At 67.5% G+C, this 23084-nt stretch carries 15 protein-coding genes; 6 read left to right on the top strand and 9 right to left on the bottom strand.

Annotated elements, in window-relative coordinates; translation table 11 throughout:
• Positions 1 to 4: 4 nt before the first annotated feature.
• Positions 5 to 2998: an ATP-binding protein gene (locus CYFUS_RS15730; protein WP_232537586.1), complete on the bottom strand. Its 2994-nt coding sequence runs from the start codon at positions 2996 to 2998 to the stop codon at positions 5 to 7.
• Between the two features lie 110 nt (positions 2999 to 3108).
• On the opposite strand from CYFUS_RS15730, the gene CYFUS_RS15725 reads away from it, so the two are divergent.
• Positions 3109 to 3717 (top strand): SRPBCC family protein, encoded by a 609-nt coding sequence (locus CYFUS_RS15725; RefSeq protein WP_157758463.1) that lies wholly within the window; start codon positions 3109 to 3111, stop codon positions 3715 to 3717.
• Between the two features lie 28 nt (positions 3718 to 3745).
• Here the strand turns inward: CYFUS_RS15725 and CYFUS_RS15720 are convergent, their stop codons facing one another.
• The gene (locus tag CYFUS_RS15720; protein ID WP_095985966.1) at positions 3746 to 4225 is read right to left on the bottom strand and encodes a tetratricopeptide repeat protein; all 480 of its coding nucleotides are present in this window, start codon (positions 4223 to 4225) and stop codon (positions 3746 to 3748) included.
• Positions 4226 to 4869: 644 nt separating this feature from the next.
• Here CYFUS_RS15720 and CYFUS_RS15715 point away from each other — a divergent pair.
• The 4 genes from CYFUS_RS15715 (at position 4870) to CYFUS_RS15700 (ending at position 11912) form a co-directional block, all read left to right on the top strand.
• The gene (locus tag CYFUS_RS15715; protein ID WP_232537585.1) at positions 4870 to 7098 is read left to right on the top strand and encodes a glycoside hydrolase family 44 protein; all 2229 of its coding nucleotides are present in this window, start codon (positions 4870 to 4872) and stop codon (positions 7096 to 7098) included.
• Between the two features lie 21 nt (positions 7099 to 7119).
• Positions 7120 to 10260: a TonB-dependent receptor gene (locus CYFUS_RS15710; protein WP_095985964.1), complete on the top strand. Its 3141-nt coding sequence runs from the start codon at positions 7120 to 7122 to the stop codon at positions 10258 to 10260.
• 29 nt (positions 10261 to 10289) lie between these two features.
• Positions 10290 to 10940 (top strand): hypothetical protein, encoded by a 651-nt coding sequence (locus CYFUS_RS15705; RefSeq protein WP_095985963.1) that lies wholly within the window; start codon positions 10290 to 10292, stop codon positions 10938 to 10940.
• 63 nt (positions 10941 to 11003) lie between these two features.
• Positions 11004 to 11912, top strand: a complete 909-nt coding sequence (locus CYFUS_RS15700) for a MaoC family dehydratase (RefSeq protein WP_095985962.1) — start codon at positions 11004 to 11006, stop codon at positions 11910 to 11912.
• A gap of 60 nt (positions 11913 to 11972) precedes the next feature.
• Here the strand turns inward: CYFUS_RS15700 and CYFUS_RS15695 are convergent, their stop codons facing one another.
• On the bottom strand, positions 11973 to 14204 hold the full coding sequence (locus CYFUS_RS15695; protein ID WP_095985961.1) for a hypothetical protein: 2232 nt from the start codon (positions 14202 to 14204) through the stop codon (positions 11973 to 11975).
• A gap of 198 nt (positions 14205 to 14402) precedes the next feature.
• Entirely contained in the window at positions 14403 to 15086 is a 684-nt protein-coding gene (locus CYFUS_RS15690) for a hypothetical protein (protein WP_198316587.1), read from the bottom strand.
• A gap of 90 nt (positions 15087 to 15176) precedes the next feature.
• On the opposite strand from CYFUS_RS15690, the gene CYFUS_RS15685 reads away from it, so the two are divergent.
• Positions 15177 to 16880, top strand: a complete 1704-nt coding sequence (locus CYFUS_RS15685; protein ID WP_095985960.1) for a phosphatidylinositol-specific phospholipase C — start codon at positions 15177 to 15179, stop codon at positions 16878 to 16880.
• A gap of 24 nt (positions 16881 to 16904) precedes the next feature.
• On the opposite strand, the gene CYFUS_RS53920 is transcribed toward CYFUS_RS15685, so the two are convergent.
• From CYFUS_RS53920 to CYFUS_RS15660, 5 genes are all read right to left on the bottom strand, one after another.
• Complete coding sequence (locus CYFUS_RS53920) at positions 16905 to 17999, bottom strand: general secretion pathway protein GspE (protein WP_269770242.1); 1095 nt, start codon at positions 17997 to 17999, stop codon at positions 16905 to 16907.
• Positions 18000 to 18148: 149 nt separating this feature from the next.
• Positions 18149 to 19510, bottom strand: coding sequence for an alpha-amylase family glycosyl hydrolase (locus CYFUS_RS15675; protein WP_095985959.1), 1362 nt, complete (start codon positions 19508 to 19510; stop codon positions 18149 to 18151).
• Positions 19511 to 19572: 62 nt separating this feature from the next.
• Entirely contained in the window at positions 19573 to 20139 is a 567-nt protein-coding gene (locus tag CYFUS_RS15670) for a TetR/AcrR family transcriptional regulator (protein ID WP_095992028.1), read from the bottom strand.
• Between the two features lie 111 nt (positions 20140 to 20250).
• Positions 20251 to 20880, bottom strand: coding sequence for a CHAP domain-containing protein (locus tag CYFUS_RS15665; protein WP_095992027.1), 630 nt, complete (start codon positions 20878 to 20880; stop codon positions 20251 to 20253).
• A gap of 134 nt (positions 20881 to 21014) precedes the next feature.
• Positions 21015 to 22970: a carbohydrate binding domain-containing protein gene (locus CYFUS_RS15660; protein ID WP_232537584.1), complete on the bottom strand. Its 1956-nt coding sequence runs from the start codon at positions 22968 to 22970 to the stop codon at positions 21015 to 21017.
• Positions 22971 to 23084: the final 114 nt, after the last annotated feature.

The raw sequence follows: 23084 nt of genomic DNA, 5'->3' as shown, positions 1-23084 counted from the left end.
GGGCTCAGTTCATCACGTCGCGGCCCTTGCCTCCGGGCACCTCGGGCACGGACGGGCCGGGGGGCACGAGCGGACCAGGGCGTGGCACGTGGACGAGGAACGTCGCGCCCCCACCTGGCGTCTCCTCGATGCGGATGTGCCCATGGTGGGCCTCGACCACCTGGCGGATGACCCAGAGGCCCAGCCCGAGGCCGCCGTAGTTGCGCGCTGGCACGGCCCGCTCGAACCGCTCGAAGACGCGCTGTCGGTCGGCCACCGGGATGCCGATGCCATGGTCCACGATCGAGAGCGTCACCCCACCCCCGTCCTCGCGCAGGGTGACGTCCACGGGGTGGCCCACGCCGAACTTCAAGGCATTGGATAGCAGGTGGTGGAACACCTGCTCCATGCGCTCCCGATCGAAGAAGCCCTCCAGGGAGCCCTCGAGCTGGAGCCGCACCGAGCAGCCCTGCCGCCGGGCCTCGCCCTGGTGGGCGAGCACCACGCCGCGCGCGAGCTCCGCCAGGTCCACCTGAATCCGCGACAGCTGCATGCGGCCCGTGGTGAGCTGAGACACGTCCAGCAACGTCTCGATGAGGCCGGCCAGCCGACGCGCGGAGCGACGCGCCGTGTCCAACCGCTCGCCAATACCGGGCTGGGAGGACGCGTTCAGGCTCCGCTCGATGGCGCCGAGCTGGAGCTGGAAGATGGTGAGCGGTGTCTTCAGCTCATGGGAGGCCACGGACAGGAAGTCGTCCCGGGCCCGCACGGCCTCCAGGAGGTGCTCCACCTGGGCCCGTTCCCGGGCCACCTCCCGGCGCATGCGCGCCCGCTCGAGATGGGCACGCACCCGGGTGAGCAACTCCCGGGCGGAGAAGGGCTTGACGAGGTAGTCATCCGCTCCGGACTCGAGTCCCTCGAGCGTGGCTTCCTCCCCGGCGCGGGCCGACAGCAGGAGGATGGGCAGGTCCCTGGTATGGGGAGCGGCACGCAGGGCGCGCAACAGCCCCACGCCATCCAACCGGGGCATCATCACGTCCGAGATGACGAGCTCGGGCGGGTGGGCCAGGGCCACTTCCAGGGCCACCTGTCCATCCGGCACCGCCTGCACCTCGAACCCGGCGGACAGCACCCGGTGGATGTAGTCGCGCACGTCCGCGTTGTCGTCCGCGAGGAGCACGCGCGCGCGAGGCCGGTTCGGCTCCGGCACGACGGGCGGCACCTCGACGGGCTCCTGGACGGACCAGCGCAGGGACTCCTCGACGTAGGGGGCGGCACCGGTCGCGGTGGAGGGCAGCACCCGCGTGGCGCGCACCCGCTCCTCCGGCAGGTGCGCGAAGCCCAGGGGCACCTCGACGGTGAACGTCGTCCCCTGTCCCTCGGTGCTGTCCACCTCCACCTGCCCGCCATGGAGCCGTACCAGCTCATGCACCAGCGCGAGTCCGATGCCCGAGCCCTCATGCGTCCGGGCATGCGCGTCCTTCACCCGGTGGAAGCGCTCGAAGAGGCGCGGCAGCTCCACGGCGGGGATGCCCGTTCCCGTGTCGCGCACCTCGAGCACGGCGCACCCGTCCCGCTCGAAGGTGCGGACCGAGATGCTCCCCTCGTGGGTGAACTTGAAGGCGTTGGAGACGAGGTTGAGGACGACCTTCTCCCAGAGCTCGCCATCCAGGTAGACGGGCTGGGACAGCGGCGGGCAGTTCACGAGGAGCTGGAGCCCCGCGCGCTCCACCGCCGAGCGGAAGGTGCCCGCGAGGTCCGCGCACAGCGTGGAGAAGTCGGCGGGAGCGAAGCTGGCCTCCATCCGCCCCGCCTCCAGCCGGGAGAAGTCCAGCAGCGTGTTGACGAGCCGCAGCAGCCGCCCCGCGTTGCGGTGGAGCACCTCCAGCTCGGTGCGGACCGCCCCGGACAGCGGGCCCGCGCGCCCGGCGAGCAGATCCTGCGTGGGCCCCAGCATCAACGTCAGGGGCGTGCGGAACTCATGGCTGATGTTGCTGAAGAAGACCGTCTTGGCGCGATCCAGCTCCGCCAGGGCCTCCGCGCGCCGACGCTCCTCCTCGTGGGCGTGGGCATTGCGCAGGGCCACCGACACCTGGCCCACCAGCAGCTCGAGGAAGGAGCGGTAGCCCTCGTCGAGCGCCCGGTTGGGGCTGAGCCCCGTCACGAGCACGCCGAGTGGAGCACTCTGGCCCGCGGCGGCCACCGGCATCACCACCGCCGTGCGGACCGGATCCTCGAACGGGCCCCCCGTCAGCGTGACACGGCGCTCGACATCCTCGACGAGCACCGTCTCGCCCTCGGCCGCGCGGGCCAGGGGCCACACGGGCTCGTCGTCTCCGCCCTCCACCCGGAGCGGACACGCCGCCGCGTTCTCCTCCAGCCCGATGACCCCGTGGCGGGTGAACCCCTTGCCGTCCGGGTCGCGCAGGTACAGCAGCGCGAAGGGCACATCCAGGGGGTGCTCGGCGATGGCGGTGACGACCTCCTCACAGGTCTTCGCGACGCTCCGGGTCACCGCCGCCCGGGAGGCCAGATCCCTCAAGAGCCGCAGCCGCCGCTCCCCGAGGAGCTGCTGGGTCACCTCGCTGCAGACGGCGAACATGCCGACGATTCGCCCCGTGTCATCCTCGGCGGGGGAATGCGAGACGCTGAAATAGGACTCCTCGCGGTAGCCCGAGCGCTCCAGCAGGAGCATCAGGGCGGGCGTCCAGTTCGCCACGCCGGTGGCCATCACCTGGTGGATCATCGGCCCGAGCGTGTCCCACGCCTCGGCCATGGTGACGCGGATGTCGAGCCCCAGCGCCGCCGGGTGCTTGTCGCCGATCAGCTTCGAGTAGGCATCGTTGTAGAACTGGAGGAAGGACGGCCCCCACGTGAGGATCATGGGGTAGCGCGACGAGAGCATCGTGCGCACCAGGGCCTTCAGGCTCTCGGGCCAGGTGTCCATCGGCCCCAGACTGCTGGCGGACCAGTCGTGCGCGCGGATGCGCGCGTGCATTTCACTCGGACCGGCGAACATGATGGGCGGCGACTCGGATGGGGCTCGGGTGTTCTCCCAAAAGAGCCTGGAACAGGGGTGGTGTACAGTCGCATCCCCCCTGGGTCGCCATCCGGAGGACAGGAGACAGGATGCTCAAGCGGATTTCTCTCGCACTGGCAGTCGCGGTGGTGGGCTTCGCCTCCCTGGTGGCCTCTCGACCCTCGGCCTACCGGACCGAACGCGCCAGGCCCCTCGCCGCGCCCGCCGAGATTCCCTTCGCCCTGGTGAATGATCTGCACCGCTGGCGACTGTGGTCCCCCTGGGACGCGCTCGAGCCGGGCATGAAGCGCCACTTCGACGGGCCCATCGCGGGCCCCGAGGCCGTCTACACCTGGGCGGGCAACGCACGGGCGGGCAAGGGGCGCATCACCGTGCTGGAGAGCCGGCCCTACGAGTTCATCCGCGTGCGCTTCGAGCGCCTCGCGCCCCGGCCCTCCACGAGCACGCTCGACTTCACCTTCCACCCCACCGACGGGGGCGTGCTGCTGCGCTGGAGCCAGGAGGGGCAGTTGTCGTGGCTGGACAGGGCCCGCGCCCTGATCACCGACCTGGAGGCGCTGCGGGGCGAGGAGCTCGACCAGGGACTGAAGGCCCTCGTCGCGGTGTCCGAGACCGAGGTGAGCAACCGGCGCGAGCGGGACGCGTTGATCAAGGCGCGCACCGAGGAGGAGGCCCGGCAGGCCCCGACCCCCCCGTGAGTGGAAGCGCGCGCCTCCCCCCCGCGCCTCAGCGTCCGCCCAGATTGGCGCAGGCGCGGGAGTCCCCCCCATCACAGGCGCGCCGCAACAGCTTCGTGGCCTCGGCGTCGTTCTTCTCGGCGCACGCGCCCGTGCGGTGGCAGATGGCGGCGCTGAAGCAGCCCGCCGCGTCGCCCCCCTCACACGCCCGCATGTAGAGTGAATAGGCACGCGCGGGATCCGCGCTCACGCCGCGCCCCTGCCAGACGAGCGTCCCCAACACATTGCACACCCGGGCCACGCCCGCCTCGCAGCCGCGCGTGTACAGCTCGACGGCGCGAGCCACCTCGCCCTTGCGCTCGGCCTCGGCGGCCGCGTCCACACACCCCTTCACCGTCCCGCCCGGGCAGGCCGCGTCCTGGGCCGCCAGCGCCGCCGCGCTCTTGTCCGGCGCGGCGGGCGCCGCGGGCTTCTCCGAGCATGCCCCCAGCAGGAACGACAGCCACACCACCCTCCAAATGCCTTGCATTCCTTCCTCCTCATCCACCGTGTCGCCGGTGTATCACAAACACCCGCCCGCCCAGGGCCCTCCCTCCGCGCGAGGGCTCGAGCCCTCAATCCCAGACAGGCCCTTGCCCCTCCCCCCTGGGGCCACGCCAACCCACCTCCGGTTGGGAATGACCCGTCACCCGGACAACACATCAGGGGTGCGGGGGGCACATGATCCTACCCAGGTCCCCGTCATCCCACGAGGAACCGGAGAAGGAGAGCATTGTCATTAAAAATACGATCGTGCTGCAATCCGAGCCGCCAGTGCCGGAAATACGTCGACGATTGGATGAGAGGAACAGGCAGCGCAATCTCTGCCCTCTGGCGTGGACTATATGAAAGTGAGAAAACAGAAGCTGGAACTCCGCTCGCGGCCGGCCTCGCGGAGAGAACATTCACGCTGCACGATTTCAGACAGACTGGTTGTTAGCAGAACACAGCCCCCGAAAATAAGTTTCTCGCGTTGGCGTCTGATGCGTTGCGGACAAACCGCAATCCACGTTGTACATTTGACTCCGTAAAGAATGCCGAACCGGGTGAAGCTGGGTTTCCAGTCCCCGAGGCCGACGTCTGACCCGCCGGGCGCTCCATGCACATGGAAGCGTTCACGGCAGAGGAGTGCCCATGAATGCGCAGCAGTGGTGCCATGTCGTGTGGATGGGATTGTCCCGTACGCTCCGGGGGGCGAGGCCTTCCACGCCATGGCTCGCGGGATGGATGGTCCTCATCTCCCTTCCCGGTTCTGCCCAGACGACCATCGCCATCGACGCGGGCGCCAATCGGCGAGGAATCAGTCCCTCCATCTATGGTGTGGCCCATGCCACCCAGGCGCAACTGAGCGAGCTCAATTCTCCACTCAATCGTAACGGAGGCAACGCCGCCTCCCGTTACAACTGGGAGCAGAACGCCTCCAACCGGGGCCGGGACTGGTATTTCGAGAGTCTGGCCCACGACAGCGCGGAGCCGGGGGGCGAGGTGGATGAGTTCATCGCCAGCACCCGGGCGGCGGGAGCGCAACCGGCCGTCACCATCCCCACGGTGGGCTGGGCGGCGCGTCTGGGTCCCAATCGCTCGCGGCTGGCCAGCTTCTCCATCTTGAAGTACGGCCCGCAGACGGCGAGCGACACCGTGTGGTTCCCCGATGCCGGCAATGGCATCCGGCTGTTGGATGGCGAGTTCGTGGTCAATGATCCCAACGACGCCAACACGCCCGTGGATCCGGACTTCCAGGCCGGGTGGATCCAACACCTCCGCGAGCAGTGGGGAACGGCGGCCCAGGGGGGCATCCGCCTCTTCGCCATGGATAACGAGCCCAGCCTCTGGTATTCCAATCACCGCGACGTGCACCCCGTCGGCGCGACCCTCGAGGAGGTGCGTGACAAGCACATCGCCTACGCCTCCATGGTCAAGAGCGTGGAGCCCAATGCCCTCGTGATGGGTCCCGAGGAGTGGGGCTGGAGCGGCTACTTCTACAGCGGTTATGACCAGCAGTATGCCAATGAGCGGGAGGAATACACCGAGTTCCCCGATCGTGAAGCGCACGGAAACGTGGACTATCTGCCGTGGTGGCTCGGGGAGCTGCGCCAGCACGAGCAGGCCACGGGCCGCCGGCTGTTGGATATCTTCACCGTGCACTACTACCCGCAGGGCGGCGAGTTCAGCACGAACGTCACCACCGCCATGCAACTGCGGCGCAACCGCTCCACGCGCTCGCTCTGGGATCCGAACTACGTGGACGAGACGTGGATCAATGACGAAGTCACGCTCATCCCCCGGCTCAAGGGGTGGGTGCAGAGCTACTATCCCGGCACGAAGGTGGGCATCACCGAGTACAACTGGGGCGCGGAAAACCACATCAACGGGGCCATCGCGCAGGCGGACGTGCTCGGCATCTTCGGCCGCGAGGGATTGGACTATGGCATCCGCTGGGAGACTCCCGCGGAGAGCACGCCCACCTTCAAGGCGATGAAGCTCTACCGCAACTACGACGGCAAGAAGTCGGCCTTTGGAGATCTGAGCGTGTCGTGCACCGTGCCCAATCCGGACGAGCTGTCGGCGTTCGCCGCCGAGCGCTCGTCCGATGGGGCCCTCACCGTCATGGTCCTCAACAAGGCGCTGACGGGCACGACGTCGATCTCGCTCCAGCTCGCCCGCTTCAACGCGGGGACAATCAGCCAGCGCTGGCAGCTCACGTCGGCCAACACCATCACCCGGCTGACGGACGCGTCCGTGTCCGGCGGACGGCTGAGCACCACGGTGCCGGCCTCGAGCATCACCCTGTTCGTCATTCCCGCCAAGAGCAGCACCAATCAGCCGCCCGTGGCCCGCATCACGGCCACGCCCTCGACGGGGTCGGCCCCGCTGCTGGTGAGCTTCAACGGCTCGACGTCCACGGATCCCGACGGAACGATCGCCTCGTATGTCTGGAGCTTCGGCGATGGGCAGCAGGGCAGCGGCGCCACGGTGACCCACAGCTATACCAATCCGGGCAACTACACCGCGAAGCTCACGGTGACGGATTCGGGCGGCGCCAGCGCCTCCGCCACCGTGGCCATCACCGTGACCACGACCAGCTCCTCGCTGGCCGCACCCACCAACTTCTACGCCGTGGCCTCGGGTTCGAACGTGACCATGCGCTGGAAGGACAACTCGGAGGACGAGGAAGGCTTCATCCTCGAGCGCGCGGTGGAGACCTGGCCCCTGCAGTTCGAGATCATCGGACGGACGGGCGCCAACGCGACCGTGTTCGTGGATTCGGACGTGCCCGTGGGCGATTACGTGTACCGGGCCAGGGCCTTCTCGGGTACGGCCGTCTCCGCGTACTCCAACCAGGACGGCGCCGAAGTGCAATGAGCCGCGGCCTCGGGGTGCTCCATGACAAGAAGACACATCCTCTGGCACCCCGGCCTGCTCGCGCTCGCCCTATGCCTGGCGGGTAGCGGTGCCCTGGCCCAGGGAACCTCGGTGATCCTCGGTACGGTGACGGACGCGGCCACGCGCCAGCCCGTCGTGGACGTGGTGGTGACCGCCACCTCGCCCAACCTCCAGGGAGAGCAGACGGTCGTCACCGACAGCCAGGGCCAATACCGCATTCCCCAGCTTCCACCCGGGGTGTATGCGCTGCGCTTCGACAGGGAGGCCTACAAGCCCCTGTCGCGGGAGAGCATCAACCTGCGTCTGGACTACTCGGTCCGCGTCAACGTGGAGCTGCTGCCCGAGGCATTTGGAGAAGACATCGCCGTGGTGGCCCAGGCGCCCACCGTGGACATCGGCTCGGCGGCCACCGGGGTGAACGTCAGCTCGGACTTCCTGCGCAACATCGCGGTCGTCTCACCCAGCGGCAAGGGCGCCGCCTCGCGCTCCTTCGAGGCCCTGGCGGAGCTGGCCCCGGGAGCGAACGCGGACACCTATGGTGTGTCCATCGGCGGCGCCACCTCCCCGGAGAACCAGTACATCATCGATGGCGTGTCGGTGAACGATCCCGGCTTCGGCATCAACGGCGCCCCCCTGAGCGTGGAGTTCATGGGCGAGGTGAACATCATCAGCGGCGGCTACCTGCCCGAGTACGGACGCTCGACGGGCGGCGTGGTCAACGCGGTGACGAAGTCGGGCTCCAATGAGTTTCATGGCTCGGTGTTCGGCAACCTCACGCCGGGCGCGCTGGCCTCCCGCGGCACGGAAATCATCCAGGAGGCGGGCACCGTCTCCGGCCGGGCGGCGCTGTGGAACCTGGCGGACGTGGGCTTCGAGGTGGGCGGCCCCATCCTAAAGGACAGGCTCTGGTTCTTCGCCGGCGTGGCGCCCTCCTTCACCCGCTATCAACTGGAGCGCAACCTCAACGCCCAGGTCCTGGACGCGAATGGCAAGCCCCAGGTGGACGAGCGGGGCTTCATCCAGACCGAGCGCATCCCGGGCACCCAGCGCAACTACTTCGCGGACCAGCGCAACTTCCAGTTCATCGGCAAGCTCACCTACCTGCTCAACCAGGATCACAACGTCAGCGTGACGGTGACGGGCACGCCCTCGACCGCGGGCGGCGAGGGCCGCTTCGCCATCAGCGAGAGCACGGGCCTGCCGGAAGTGGAGCGCATCTCGGGACAGCAGGGCGCCCTGGCCACGCAGCGCATCGCCAACGCCCTGGACACGAGCCTCAAGTGGTCCTCGTCCTTCCTGGACAAGCGCCTGCTCTTCAACGCCACCCTCGGCTGGCACCACCAGGTGGGGGCCCTGCTCCCCTCGGATGGCTCCGCCGTGGGCAGCTCCGACGGGTACGCGGGCATCACCAATACGACGTGGCAGCGGACCACCGACGCACAGGAGCGCCCGAATCCGCACTCCATCACCGAGTTCGAGACCCTGCCGGATCCGTCCGTCTGTCTCGCGCCCAATGCCCCCGGAGGCACGCGCTGTCCCGTGCTCAACTACCTGACGGGAGGTCCCGGCCGTATCGATGACGCCTCGTTGGATCGCTACCAGGGCAAGCTCATCGGCACCCTGCTGCTCCAGGGCGCGGGGCAGCACGTCATCAAGGCCGGTCTGGATCTGGAGTTCATGCGCTACGACCACGTGCGCGCCTTGACCGGAAAGACAGTCCTCATCGAGGAGGAGGACGGCACGTACTTCTACGACTACCGCCAGTACGGCTACCTGGTCGGCCCGGATGAGGAGGACATCGAGGCATCCCAGCACCGGGTGTCGGCCTCCAACTCCATCGGCGGCTTCCTCCAGGACAGCTGGAACCTGTTCGACGTGGCCACGCTCAACGTGGGCGTGCGCTATGACGCCCAGTACCTCATGGGTGATGGCAACCTGGCCATGGTGTTGGCCAACCAGTGGTCTCCGCGCCTGGGGGTGATCGTCGATCCCACCCGGTCCGGCAAATCCAAGCTCTACGCCAACTACGCCCGGTACTACGAAAGCGTTCCGCTGGATCTCGTGGACCGCTCGTTCCCGGGTGAGCCCGGCTTGCGCTCGTACAAGAACCCCGCCTTGTGCGATCCTCGGGATCCGGCACAGTTGCAGGGCAGCTGCAACAGCGACGAGGCCCGGCTGCCCCTCAATGATCCACTGGACGCCAACCGCCTGTGGGGGACCATGGGCGCGGGCGCCACCATCGTGGATCCCTCCATCCAGCCCTCGTCCACGGACGAGTTCGTGGTGGGTGGCGAGTACGAACTCCTGCCCAACGCGCGCGTGGGCGCGACCTACACCCGGCGCACCCTCAACATCGCCATCGAGGACATGAGCCGGGACAACGGAGCCACCTATTTCATTGGCAACCCGGGGCTCGGGTTCGCCCGCGACTTCGCCCCCTACAAGCCCCAGCGCGACTACGACGCCGTCACGCTCTTCTTCCAGAAGAACTTCGCCGACCAGTGGCTCGCCCAGGCCAGCTACACGTGGTCCTCCCTGCGCGGCAACTACGAGGGCCTGTTCCGCTCGGACACCGGCCAGTTGGATCCCAACATCAACTCCGACTTCGACCTCGTCTCGCTGCTGCCCAACCGCTCCGGGCCGCTGCCCGCCGACCGCACCCACCAGCTCAAGGTCTTCGGTGCGCGGGAGTTCGCCCTGCGGCCCGACCTGAGCCTCAACCTCGGCGCGTCCTACCGGGCGTCCTCGGGCACGCCCTACAGCTATCTCGGCGCGCATTACGACTACGGCGCGGGACAGGCCTTCATCCTGCCGCGCGGCGCCGCGGGCCGCCTGCCCTGGAACCACCGCGTCGACGGCCGCCTGGCGCTCAACTACCGGTTGTCGCGCGAGCTCACCGCGTCGTTCAGCGTGGATGTCTTCAACATCTTCAACTTCCAGGCCCCCGTCGCGTACGACCAGAACTACACGTACTCGTCCGTGCTCCCCATCGAGAACGGACAGAAGGCCGATCTGGCGACGAAGCTGGTGGGACCCGATGGCGAGCCGATCGACACCACGAGCCTCAACAAGAACTTCGGCAAGCCCACGGCCTACCAGTCTCCGCGTTCCGTGCGATTCGGCGCCCGGCTGTCCTTCTAGCCCTCCTGGTCAGGAAAGGTTTCTCACACATGACTCGACGCATTCTCGGGCTGGCCGGGGCCATGGCACTCTTGTCCTCTTGTGACTCCTCCCAGCCCCCCATCGGATGTCCGGTGCAGAGCCTGAGTTGGTCCGCCGTCTACTCCCCGAGGGAGCCGACCACCTGCCCCGTCCTCGCGGGAGAGCTGCTCGGCATCCAGAAGTTCTCCAGCCGCACCGGTGACGAGCGGCTGTCCATCAACCCCGAGTCGCTCGTGGCGCTCAACGACCGCGACGCCTCCCAGCCCTCGTACTCGCTCGGCACGCTGGCGAAGCAGTCCGACGAGGAGGGCTTCTGCCCCGCCACGGAGATGCCGGTCGCCCGGAAGGACGCCCCCGCCTCCGATACGGAGCCCGCCACGAGCATCTCCTACCAGTGGAGCAACGTCCGGATCCTCGCCACCGCCCAGGCGCCGGGCACGCAGATGGTGGCGGAGCTCGATCGCACCGAGAACGGCTGTACCGCGAGATACGAGGTCTGGGCCATGTGGCCGGGCGACATCGAATGCGGGAACGAGGCTGGCGAGCCGGATGATAGCGTCTGCCAGACCGAGCTCACCATCAATCCCGACTTCGCCGTCACCTGCCACCCCACCCTGCTTCGCTGCGTGCCGGCGAAGCGGCCGCCGTCGTTGAAGTAGCGGCCACCTGCTCGGGAAGGCGGGACGTCCGCGAGGTGTCCCGCCTCTCCCCGTGAACAACCCATGTCCCAGACTTCGCACGTCCTCGAGTTCGACGCCCTTCCCTCCCTGCCCAGGGAATTGCTGCGCGCCGCCCTCTCTTCTCGCGCCACACGCCCAGCCGACGTGCCCCGGCTCGAGGCGCGGATGCGACACCTCCGCGCGGAACCCCGCTCCCTCGCGCGCTACCGGGAGGTGACGGGCTTCCCGGCGAATGGCTTCCTTCCCCTGACGTACCCCCAGGTGCTCGTCACACCGCTACACCTCGCGGTGCTCAACCACCCCGAGTTCCCCTACCGGTTGCTCGGCATGATCCACGTGCGCAACCGCATCCAGCAGTGGCGCCGGTTGCGGGAGGGCTCGGCCCTCTCCGTGCACGTCTGGGTGGAGGGCCAACGGGAGGTCCGGCAGGGGCGGGAGTTGGAGGTGCATACCCGGGTGGAGGAAGGCGGAACGCTCGCCTGGAGCGCCGTCACCACCATGTTGCGCCGGCTATCGGGCGCGGCGGAGCGCTCGCGGGGCCCTCGGTCCCCGTTCACGCCGGACCCGGAAGAGGAGGCCCGCTTCGCCTCCAGCCGTAGCGAGCACTGGACGATGCACGAGGACACCGGCCGGCGCTACGCGCTCGCCTCGGGAGACTTCAATCCCATCCACCTGCACGCGCTCACGGCCCGTCCCTTCGGCTTCTCGCGTGCCATTGCCCACGGCATGTGGACCGTGGGCCGCGGGGTGGCGGCGCTGGGCCAGGAGGCGGAAGCGCCCGCGCTGACCCTGACCTCGGACTTCCGCCGGCCCCTGCTGCTGCCCGCGCGCGTGGAATTCCAGAGCGCGCCGCTGGCGGAGGGAGCAACCGCCTACCGCGTGAGGGGAGAGGATCTCACCCCTCACGTCCTGGGCGAGCTGCGGCCTGGAGCCGAGTCCCCCGCGTCGTGAACGAGGAGGGGCTCGTCGCTCCAGGGTTTCGTCCCCAGGGGACTCCCAGGGGACGCGACTTCAGTGGACGAAGGTCTCGACCGGACGGAGGAAGTCCACCGGCTCGTCGCGGACGTCCTTCTTGAACTGCGGGCGCAGTTCCACGAGCCGCTTCACCACGTCCACGCTGGTGATGGGGCCCACCTTGAACGGCGCCTTGCCTCCCGTGGCGATGGCCGGCTCGAAGGGAACCACGCCCGCCACCTCCTGGATTGCCCCGAGGACGCCCTCGCTCAAGGAGAAACGCAAGGAGCAGGTGGAGCAGGTGGCGATGTCATACAGCCGCTGGTGGCGCCGCTCCAGGTCGGCGAAGGACCAGGTCGCCACCGAGGCGCCGAACTGGGTGTCCGGGACGCCGAAGCTGAACCCGGGATTGCCACCCGTGAGGAACTTCGACATGCGAGCGGGGATGCCCGACGTGGGGCTGATGTGCGTGAAGCTCAGGTTGTTGATGTTGTTGAGGTCGGTGGTGCCGGTATCGGCGAAGTGGCAACCATTGCAGGTGTTGAGTGAGAACTCCTTGCGAGCGCACACCTCCTGGGGCGAGGAGGAGCTGGCCCCCGCGGCGGCCCAGCGATTGGGCAGGCGCACGAGCGCGTTGCCGCCCAGGAAGGGCCGGCCATTCACGCTGAAGGGCACGGTGTAGCTGGCCGCGCACTGGGTCGGAACCATCAACGGCGCCTGGACGCCCGTCGTGGCGATGGTGCCCAGGACGAAGGAGGCGACGTCGGGGTCGGTGTTCGAGTTGTGGGTGGCGTCATCCGGCGTGAGCGCCACGGTATGCGGCCGGAGCCCACCATTGACGGGGGTATCGGGACCCGAGGGGTTCTCGGTGGTGAGCGTGAACTCGCGCAGCTCCCACTGGGGGTTGAAGTCCTTCTCGTTGGTGCGGATCTGGTTGAGCGCGTTCTGGTTGCCCTTCGAGGGAGCCATGCCATGGCGGACGACGCTCTCGGTCATCGACTCCAACTGGGAGAGGTAGCTCGCGTCGAAGCTGGCGTGGGTGCCCAGCTGCACCCACTTCTGCGCCCAGTCGATGACCTGGCGGCAACCCGAGCGCGGCACGCCGTACTCGAAGATGACGGTGAATTCCTTGAGATTGCAGCTCGCCTCCGTACCGGCGCCCCACGGCGAGGGACGGGTCACCCCGAACACGAAGCGCAGCTCGCCCGCGTCGGAGGAACCACCGTAGCCCCCGCCCGAGCTCTTGCCGAGATCGGCGCGATTGACGATGGCCAGCAACCGGAACGGCGCGATGTCGAGGTTGAGCGACCCGCCGAGCAGGACTTCATTGCGCTGGGTGCTCGGATTGACGACGAGGGCCGAGGCAACCCCGCTGGCGGAGGCCCAGGGTTGAATCACCTTGGCGAACATGTCGGTGCGCGCCAGGACGTTGTCCCCGTTGACGGTGTATTGATTGACCCAGAGCGACAACCAGTCCTTCACGAAGTCCTCGGGCGTCTTGCCCGAGCCCTGGGCCAGCTCGCGGATGAGGTGGGCGAAGGTCCACACACCGCCCTGCGTTCCGTTTCCGGTGCAGGGATCCCAGGTGCGCGCCGGATCGAGGACGACGGCGGGATCCCGGATGAGCAACGTCTTGCCCCACGAAGCCGTGGTGGAGACGGGGCGGGCCGGGCAGATGCTCAGCGGCGTGAGCGCGCCACTCGAGAAGGCCCTCACGTCCACGGCGGCGCCGAGGGCACGGCTGACCGGGTGGCGGCCATTGAACAGGACCGCCTCGGTGGAGATCTCCCCGAAGGCGCCCGAGGCCATCTGCTGCTCGTTCTTGGCGCGCCGCTCCAGCTCCGTCACGCTCAGCTGCGAGAAGGACGTGAAGAAGTCCGGACCGGGGCTCTTGGGAATCATGCCCAGCTGGGCGAGCGTGTCGGAGCGGAAGAGGACCAGGGGATTGCTCGTGTCCCCGAGCACGCGAACGAGGCTGTTGGAGAGTTCCTTGTTCGTCGGCGGGGGCAGCTTCACGTTCACCGCCACGTTCTCCTCGAGGGCCGTGGGCTTGGAGAGCTGTTGGACGAAGACCCTGGTCGCCGACGTCGCGTCCACCAGTGGAAGGGTCTTGAGCGCGGTGCTGCTGCCCTCCTCTTCCAGGGCGGCCGCCACGGGAGCGGCGGCCGGTGCCGTGCTCTCCTCGGATGGATCCGACCCGGCCTGGCACCCTCCGAGCGCCAGCGCGGCGCCCAGGAGCCAACACGATGTGGACTTCAACCCCTTGGTCTGTCTGCGTAGGTAATGCATGGATGTATCCCCCGGATGTTCGCGCCCCACAGAGCGGCTACTGTCTAGAATAAGAAGATAAATCCTATCAATGCAAGAACAATCAGGAAGCAACAGGACGCCGGGTAAATCCTGGTCACCGTGTTGCTCGAGGAGCAACAACCCGCGTGTAGCTTCAAAAGCAACAGACAAGGTGTTGCTTCTGGAGCAACACGGCCATCAGAGACGGGTGGAGACGGGAATCCGGAAATGAAACAGCAGATAGGCCTGCCCCACGTGGAAGATGGAGGCATCGAGCGGCCCCACGTCGAGGAAGCTGCCCAGTCGTTGGGGAACATAGAGAGCCGAGGCCCAGCCGATACTGAGGAGAAAGCCCTTGCTGAGCTGGAATTCCAGATCCACGCCGAGCTGGAGACCCGGCCGGAGGAAGTGGGTGTTCTCCAGGGTGTCCGAGTACAGGTAGGCGTAGGTGAGGAGCAACCCCGCGTCGACTGACAAGCGCACCGGACTGGGGCTGAGCGCGAGGCCCACGCCCAGCGGCTTCCAGGTGGCGCCGTAGATGCCGGTGTTCTTGTACTTCGGCGAGATGATGAGGGAATCCGGGATGAGGGCGGTGATCGCCGGGGCGAAGCGAATCTCCCCCGACTTCAGGGCTTGACCGCGGTACTGGCGCGGAATGAGGGCTTGATTCTTCTTCAGCCACTCCTTGTCGAGCACCGCCTCCACGTCGAGCTTCAACCCCGTGTGGATGGGCTGATCCCCGAACACGGGGCCGAAGAAGAAGAAGGCCGCGGGACCGACGGCGAAGTCCACCGGCGCGGTGACACGCCGCTGGGCGGCCGCGACCCCGGGCAGGAACAAGAGCAGCAACAGCAGGGGCAGGCGGTTCAAGACTCCATCCATGTCATTTTCTCCGTTTTCCTGTCTCGAGAAAGACTGCCATGCTATCTCCAGGACTTTCCGGGTATTCACTCTATCGTGGAGAACACGCCCATGCCGTTACACCGAGCCCCCCGCGTCCAGTACCCCATCGTGGCCCTCCTCCTGGCGCTGTTGCTTCCAGCGCCCTTCGCCGCCGCGCACGGGCGGTACTTCAACGACTCGGGCTCCGTCCCGACCAGCCATCCCAACTGGATGCGGTGGATTCCCTCCTCCACCAGCCTCGCGGCGCTCTCGCTGCCGGGGACGCACGACACCATGGCCAACGAGACGGAATGGTACGTGACCGCCATCGAGCGGGCCTGGATCCTCACCCAGGGGCTGGAGCTCCGGCCCCAGCTCGACGCGGGCATCCGGGTCCTGGACATCCGCGCCCGCCACATCGGCAATGGATTCACCATCCACCACGGCGCGTATTACCTCATGGCCAACTTCGATGGGGTGTTGAGCACGGCGGTGCAGTTCCTGCGGGACAACCCCACCGAAACCATCGTGATGCGGGTCAAGCAGGAGCACACCGAGGAGAACACGACGCGCTCCTTCGCCGCCACGTTCGAGTGGTACCGGGATCAGCCCGCCTACAGCCCCTACATCTGGCGAGGCACCCACATCCCCACGCTCGGCGAGGTCCGGGGCAAGATTGTCATTCTGGATGACTTCGACGGCGGAGACCACGGCATCAGCTGGGGCAGCCTCAACAAGCAGGACGCGTGGGAAGAGACCAACACCGGCACGAAGTGGAACCTGGTGCGCGCGCACCTCGAGGCGGCGAGCACGGGTAACCCCAACACCCTGTACATCAACTTCCTGAGCGCCGCTGGCATCGGGGGAACGCCCAGCGCCATCGCGGGCAGCGTCAACGAGAACGCGCTCCACTACCTGATGGGCACCGGCGTGCAGCGCACCGGCGTGCTGATGATGGACTTTCCGGGAGCGGGGTTGATCGACGCCATCATCGCCCACAACTTCCGTCTGGCCACGAGCGCGTCGGCCATCGGCGGAGACTTCGCGACCGTGTTCAACAACATCGCCTACGGCTTCCACAGCGAGGGCGATGACGAGGCGCGGGACCGGGTCCTGGAGGCCAGGACCTTCCTGAACCACACGCTGCCTGGAATGTCCTGGCACATCATCGTGTCGGGCACCTCCGGCTCCGACAACTGGGGCTACACCGTGCAGCACCACGGGCTGTACCAGAAGTCCGACTGGGTCAACGGCTACAGCCACGTGGCCTTCAATACCCTGACGAGCGACAGCGCGGTCAGCGCGAGCCTGCTGCAGAGCTACGTCGACGGACAGATTGGCGGCCTGAGTGGTTCAGCGGAGAACCGCGCCGTGCAACTGGCCGAGCGGGTCCGGGCGCGCTTCCCGTTCCAATCCTGGAGTGTCCTGGTCAAACGAGCCCCCGGTGGCTTCGACAACTGGGCCTACGAGCCGTGGGGAGCGCACTACATGCGCTGGCAGGGAGACTACGCCTACGCGGTGTGGGGCTATGCGCCCCAGCAGGGGGTGTACCTGTACGAGCACTCGGGCTACCTGGGAGACATCCGTCACCTGACGGGCTCCGTCTCGGAGCTGCGAAGCCAGGGGTTCAATGACCTGACCTCCTCCGTCCGGATCATCGGCAACTACCGCGCGAACCTCTGGGAAAACGACAACAACTCCGGCGCGGGGCTGTATGTCCCCCAGTCCCGGGATGATCTGCCCGCCGTGGGCTGGAATGATCGAGCCTCCTCGGTGGAGATCTGGCGCTACTGAGCCAGAGGAAGCTCCCGGTGGTCATCAGCAGCTCGCGTGAATCCGCGCGAGCGTTTGCTCCGCCTTCACCAGCCGCTTCACCGCACGCAGCAGCAGATCCGTGTCGAGCGGCGCCGCCAGGAAACCCCGTGCCCCCAGGGCCTGGGCCCGCATCACGTCCCGCTCCGGCTCCTTGCCCGCGACCAGCAACTGGGAGCGGGGCAGCCGCTCCAGCTCCTCCAGCGCCGGCAGCGGCGAGAGCACCACCGCATGGTCCCCCGCCGACAGGAGCCGCTCCTCGCCCACCACCCGCGCCCGGAAGCCCGCCTCCTCCAACAGACGCAACAGACCGGCCGCCACCTCCTCGCTCCAGCCGTAGATGAGCACGCCGCCCGAGTCCTCGACGGCCTCGGGGAGCGTCATCTCCGTCAGGGCCAGGAGCTGCGCCAGCTCCTCCACCTCCAGCGGCTCGAGCAGGGGCAGCTCCAGCACCTCGCGCCGGGGATCCAGGTCCGGCAGGAGGATGGCGCGCTCCGAGAAGGCCAACTCCCCACCCTCCACCAGCGAGGCCATGCAGTCCCGGTGCACCGTCATGCCCTCCTCGGCTTCGGGGAGTTGAATGGCCTCCACCTCGACTCGCCGGGGAGCCCCCGTCCCGTCCAGGTAGAGCCGCTCGATGGCGCGCGCGATGGCCGAATCCGAGGCCAGCATGGGCACCACCCGCGCCCGGCGCGTCACGCTGCGCACCGCATCCAGTGAATGAAGGTTCGCGGGCGCGGCGATGGCCACCACCAGATCATCTCGTGGGCCCTCCAGCCGCAGCGGCACCACCCGGTGCTGCTCCGCCAGGCGCTTCGGCACCAGCTTCGTCAGCGTTGGATCCAACAGCTCCGCGTCCAGATCCGTCGCGGGCACGCCCGCCTGGCGCGACAGCGCCCGAAGCACCTGCTCCGCCGAGCAGAAGCGCAAGTCCACCACCACCTGCCCCAGCGGAATCCCCCACTTGCGCTGGTAGGCCAGGGCCGACTGCAACTGCAACCCATCCACTCCGCCCATCTCCAACAGGATGTCACCCAGCCGCTTCTTCATCATCTGCATCGGACGCGCCCCCCGGATCTGGAGAGTCTCCTTGTAGATCATTCCGCCCCCCCGGTTCTTCTACGTATACGCCACACTCTTGCGTGTGGACGCCATTCGTCGGATTCAGCGACCAGACTTGCGGAGACGGGAGAGCCGGGAGAGCAGCGACTCGCGAATTTCCTGGGGGAGATCCGCGAGGTTCGGTTTTTTCAGGACAAGGCGAGGATGCGCCCCCACCGTGGTGGGACCTGCTCGAGCTCGAGTCTTCCGCCACGGCTCGTGAAGCGCCTGTCCGGCTCCAGCAGATCCACGAACGTGCTCCCCTCGGGGGCTCCCGTGTCGAGGCGCATGGCCGCCGGAGCGTTCGCGGCATTGAGCGCCACGACGACGCGCTCGGACTCGAAGCGACGCAGGAACGCGAACTGCTCGTGGGCCACGAGGAGTTGTTGGTAGGAGCCATGGCGGAGGGCCCTCGTCCGATGGCGGATGCGCGCCAGCCGGGCCACCTCGCGCAGCAACGCAGGCCGAGGCGCGCGTTGCAGGGCCTCGGGCCAGGCGAGCGCGGGGCGAAGAGGGGAATCGTCCCCGCCCTGCTTCACCCCCTCCTGGCCCCACTCGCTGCCGTAATAGATGGAAGGAACACCCGGCATCGTGAAGAGCAGCAGGTGGAGCGGGAAGAGGTGTGCCGGCTCCTTCAAGGTGCTCGCGATCCGGTTCACGTCGTGGTTGTCCACGAAGTTGTAGAGCGGCAGGTCGCGGTAGATGCCGCCCTCACCAAACTGACGCTGGAGGGAATAGGCGATCTCGAAGTAGTTCCGATCATTGAGGCTGGAGTACAGCCCCTTGTAACACTCGTAATTGGTGACGGAGTCGAGCGTTTCCGGATTGCCCAGGTGGCGGTAATCCCCGTGGATGGCCTCGCCCAGCAGCCAGAAGTCAGGCCGCAGCCGGCGGCAGAACGCCGCGAGGTCTCTCAAGAAGGAGAGCTCCATCACCTCGGCGACATCCAGCCGGAGCCCCTCGATACCGAACTCGGAGATCCATTGCTCCACGACTCCGAACAGATGCGCGCGGACCTCGGCGTTCTGGAGGTTCAGCTTGACGAGGTTGTAATGCCCGCTCCAGCCGTCATAGGAGAATGGGTCGCCGTAAGGGCCGCGCCTTCCAAACTGGAGCCCCGAGAACCAATCACGGTACCGCGACTGCTCTCCGTGCGCCTGCACGTCACGGAACGCCCAGAAGTCCCGGCCGACATGGTGGAAGACGCCATCGAGGATGACCCGGATGCCCGCGGCGCGCATGGCGGCGACCAGCCGGCTCAGGTCGGCGTTGGTGCCCAATCGCCGGTCCACCTTCGAGTAGTCGGCGGTGTCGTACCCATGGCTGCTCGACTCGAAGACGGGCCCCAGGTACAGCGCGTTCATCCCCAGGCCGCGCAGGTGCTCGATCCAGTCATGCAGCCGCGCCAGCCGGGCTTCGGGCGGCGAGGTGAAGTCGTTGCGCGCGGGCGCTCCGCACATCCCGAGCGGATAGAGATGGTAGACCACGGCATCACGAACCCAGGCGGGCATGGAACACTCCTCTTCCCCCGCGGCGGCGCGGAGGGATGGTTGATGAGTCATTGGACGGCGGACTACGAGTAGATACCGTGTGAGAACTGATGCATGGCCTGGTGGGCCAGGTGCTCGTTCAACTCGGCATGCCCGTTGAGGGACATGACGATATAGGTGTTGATCGTCCCGAGCAGCGTCGCGGCATGGGCCCGCTGCCGCCCCTTCATGTTGCCGTGGCCCTTCTCCGCCTCGCGGAACATCTCCACCAGGAGCTGGTGCTGCTTCTCATTGAACTCGGCGACCCGCTGGAACGCCTCGTCCGAGGGACGCATGAACCAGAACATCAGCAGGAGCCGATAGAGGGTGGGCTCGCGCCGGGCGAACTCGAAATAGGCCAGGGTCACCTGCTGGAGCGAGCGTGGCAGATCCCCGGCATGGTCCGCCGCGCGGCGCAACGTCTCCAGGAAGGGCTGGCACCGCTCCTGGATCAGCGCCTCGAACAGCCCGCGCTTGTTTCCAAAGTGGTGGTAGAGCGTCGGCTTCGTGATGCCCGCGGCCTCGCAGATCTCCTGCACCCCGATGGCGTCATAGCCACGCTCCGCGAAGAGCCGCGCCGCATGGTCGATGATGGCGCCTCGCGTATCCATGACCACGATATACCGATCGGTATATTGAGCGGCAATGTCGCCTCGGGAGCCGCCGCGAGGGTTGGTGGGGCAGCGAGGGCCCAGCCAGGCGTCACCCTGGAGGCACGGAACTCACAAGCGGCTGGCCGACGCGTAGCCCGCGAACAGCTCGCTCGTGAGACGCGCGCGCCTTCCCCCCTCGGCCCGGCGGATGTAGTCGTTGAGGATCTCGCCTCCGGGCCCCTTGCGTTCGGGGTGGAGCAGGTTCATCCGCGCGCGGACCACACCCTTGCCGCCCCGGTGCACGAAGACGACGGTGCCCTCGCTGGCCACCGATTCGATGACGCCCACGTGCGTCACCCCGTCGTTGCGCAGACCATCGCGGTTGCGGTCATACGTCTCGCGGAAGAAGACGATGTCACCAGGCTCGGGGGTGTGGCGGTGCAGCGCCCCCGTGCGCATGGCGCGCCGGTACATGGCGCTCGCCGCGTTCTCGCCAGGACGCTTGCCCTGCGACAACAGCTCCACGCCCACCGACTGGTAGGCCAGCCGCACGAGCCCCGAGCAGTCGTCCGAGACAGGGTAGCGGCGCAACGAGGTGCCCACGAGCCCCGCGGCCCGAAGGGCCACGCGTTGGCCTCGCTCCGTGTCCTTGACCTCCACGAAGGAGGTGGGCTCCTCGGGCCGCTCACGCCCGCACACCGCCGAAGCGGCGCACGCCAGGCCAAGCAGCCAGGGGAGCTTGAGCAGACGAAACCTCATGAGGGTCTGAACGAACGTGCCCCTCTGGTCATTCATCGGCGGGTCGGCAAGCTTCGGCCCGTCATGCTCGCCTGGACCCCGGGCGGCCTTCATGGGAGGTCGCCCGGGGTGCTTCTACCAAGAAGACGAGTCCCCTACTCCGGCGCGACGCACTGACCCCAATCGCCGCAGGTCGTCCCCGCCACGCACGCGCCACACGAGCCACCGCATCCATCGTCGCCACACAGCTTGCCCGTGCACTCGGGCTGGCAGGTGTTCGCCGTGGTCGCCAGGTACATGTTGTCGATGTACGCCTGGATGCCGTTGGTCTTGCTCGCGCCGACGTTGCCCAGATCGATCTCGAACTTGTAGGTGTCCGTGGCCGTCACGGTGAACGGGGGCGGACTGCATGTCGTCCACGTGGTGCCGACGTCACACGAGAAGGTGGCCACGGTCGTCCACGGCTCGTGCGCCAGGGTGATCTTGATGGGCACGGAGAGGGCAGCGCTCGTCTTCAGGTCCACCTTCCATTGATAGGACGTGCCCGCCTGCAACGGCAGACCCTCCTGCCGGACCTGCACGCTGTAGGGCTGCGTTCCCCCGTTGTCGACGCGCACCCACTGCACGAAGCCGTGCGCCCCGCCCTCGTTGATGATGTCCGTCAGACCGCCGCCACCCTCGAAGAAGAGATCGCTGCGGTGGTAGGTGTAGTCCTCCTGGAAGCCACAGTTGCGGATGATGTTGTCGGGCGTCCCATCGCCGTTGCCATCCTGGCAGGGCGCCGCCGTGGCCCGTGCGTAACCCGATTCGCGGTGGTACCAGCGCACATAATCCACCTCCAACTGGGCCTTGTCTCCATGGGTCGCCCAGTCGATGTCGATGCACGACCCCGGCGTCTCCTCGCACTTGCCATTCACACACGCCGCGCCATTGGCGCACTGCGCGCTGGAGGAACAGGCTCGGCCCGACCAGCCCGAGCACCCGAGATCCCCTCCCACCGCGTTGTTGAGGATGAGGAACATCGGCTGGCGGAACTCGGTCGCGTTGTCACCCGTGCTGAAGGTGGCCACCGGCTGTCCCCCGTCCTGGGGCAGCGCGTCGATGTAGATCTTGAAGCCGTTCTCGTCCCAGAGAAAACCCCAGGTGTGCCACTGGTGGTAGTCGATCGTCTTTCCCTCCCAGATCGCACGCGCCCCGCCCACGTCCCCGTCGCACTTGGCATCTCCATTGTTGGGCCAGGAGCTGCACGCGTTGGGCTGCCAGCCCCCCGCCCCCATGGCGCCCTCGCCCACCTCGGGGTACTCACGCCACAGGGTGTTGAAGCCCATGGCCTCGTTCTGGGGAAAGAGGGCCGGGTTCTCCTTGATCTGGGTGTACTCCATGATGTCGATCTCCCCAGTCATGGGCCAGCCCACCGAGTCGTCCCGACCCCCCTTCTCGATGCCGCTGTTGGCCCCGAGCATCCAGATGGCGGGCCACATCCCATTGGGCGGCGTGGTGCCCGCGGGCAGCTCGGCGAAGGGCATGCGCGCCCGGAACTCGACGTAGCCGTAGCGGAACTCGACCTTCTCGTCGCTCTTGATGCGGCCCGAGGTGTACGACGTCTCGTTGTGCGGCGCGTTGGCCGTGCCGTTGAAGGGCGCGCACTCCTCGTGATCGGACACGCCGTTCTTGTTCTGATCGTACACGCAGTACTTCGTCGCCGCGCAGGTCCCCCCCTCGCCGCACTCGGCGTCGGCCGTGCATTGCTTCCAGACGACACAGTCCAGGGACTCGTGCCGCGCACGCAGGCTCAACCTGCCGTTCTCGACACAGTAATTCCAGTCATCCGGATGGTTGGGACACTCCCGGTTGGTGTAGGCCTGCTGCTCGGCATTGACGCCCAGGTTCTCCTTCGTCCAGAAGTTCGTGTTGAGATAGGACCTGGGCTGCCCTCCGTTCAACGCCCCGCCGAAGTCATCCTCCCAGGTCAACGAGTAGCGCTGCCCGTCCACCACGAGGGGGGCGGCGGGGGGTTCGGGGTTCGGCTGTGGCTGAGGCTCCGGCTCCTCGGTCACCTTGCATCCACCGGCCACCAGACCCACGGCCCAGAGGCCCAACACACACTGCATCCCTACAGACTTCCTGCTTCGTCGCATCATTCCGGGGCATTCTCCACGGGGTGTAGACAGCGGTCCGAGGATAACGCGGACGCTCCGCCGAGGAGTGCGTGCGTCCGCCGGAAG

The organism is Cystobacter fuscus (assembly GCF_002305875.1).
Taxonomy (GTDB): Bacteria; Myxococcota; Myxococcia; order Myxococcales; family Myxococcaceae; genus Cystobacter; species Cystobacter fuscus_A.
The sequence above is the reverse complement of the archived record's forward strand: the minus strand, read 5'-3'. Positions and strand labels throughout refer to the sequence as shown.

Bases quoted from the DNA above. Each gene is read 5' to 3' on its own strand.
- CYFUS_RS15670 (WP_095992028.1), bottom strand. From the start codon at position 20,139: ATGGATACGCGAGGCGCCATCATCGACCATGCGGCGCGGCTCTTCGCG.
- CYFUS_RS15685 (WP_095985960.1), top strand. From the start codon at position 15,177: ATGCCGTTACACCGAGCCCCCCGCGTCCAGTACCCCATCGTGGCCCTC.
- CYFUS_RS15705 (WP_095985963.1), top strand. From the start codon at position 10,290: ATGACTCGACGCATTCTCGGGCTGGCCGGGGCCATGGCACTCTTGTCC.
- CYFUS_RS15700 (WP_095985962.1), top strand. From the start codon at position 11,004: ATGTCCCAGACTTCGCACGTCCTCGAGTTCGACGCCCTTCCCTCCCTG.
- CYFUS_RS15665 (WP_095992027.1), bottom strand. From the start codon at position 20,880: ATGAGGTTTCGTCTGCTCAAGCTCCCCTGGCTGCTTGGCCTGGCGTGC.
- CYFUS_RS15660 (WP_232537584.1), bottom strand. From the start codon at position 22,970: ATGCAGTGTGTGTTGGGCCTCTGGGCCGTGGGTCTGGTGGCCGGTGGA.
- CYFUS_RS15730 (WP_232537586.1), bottom strand. From the start codon at position 2,998: ATGTTCGCCGGTCCGAGTGAAATGCACGCGCGCATCCGCGCGCACGAC.
- CYFUS_RS15675 (WP_095985959.1), bottom strand. From the start codon at position 19,510: ATGCCCGCCTGGGTTCGTGATGCCGTGGTCTACCATCTCTATCCGCTC.
- CYFUS_RS15695 (WP_095985961.1), bottom strand. From the start codon at position 14,204: ATGCATTACCTACGCAGACAGACCAAGGGGTTGAAGTCCACATCGTGT.
- CYFUS_RS15715 (WP_232537585.1), top strand. From the start codon at position 4,870: ATGAATGCGCAGCAGTGGTGCCATGTCGTGTGGATGGGATTGTCCCGT.
- CYFUS_RS15725 (WP_157758463.1), top strand. From the start codon at position 3,109: ATGCTCAAGCGGATTTCTCTCGCACTGGCAGTCGCGGTGGTGGGCTTC.
- CYFUS_RS15710 (WP_095985964.1), top strand. From the start codon at position 7,120: ATGACAAGAAGACACATCCTCTGGCACCCCGGCCTGCTCGCGCTCGCC.
- CYFUS_RS53920 (WP_269770242.1), bottom strand. From the start codon at position 17,999: ATGATCTACAAGGAGACTCTCCAGATCCGGGGGGCGCGTCCGATGCAG.
- CYFUS_RS15690 (WP_198316587.1), bottom strand. From the start codon at position 15,086: ATGGATGGAGTCTTGAACCGCCTGCCCCTGCTGTTGCTGCTCTTGTTC.
- CYFUS_RS15720 (WP_095985966.1), bottom strand. From the start codon at position 4,225: ATGCAAGGCATTTGGAGGGTGGTGTGGCTGTCGTTCCTGCTGGGGGCA.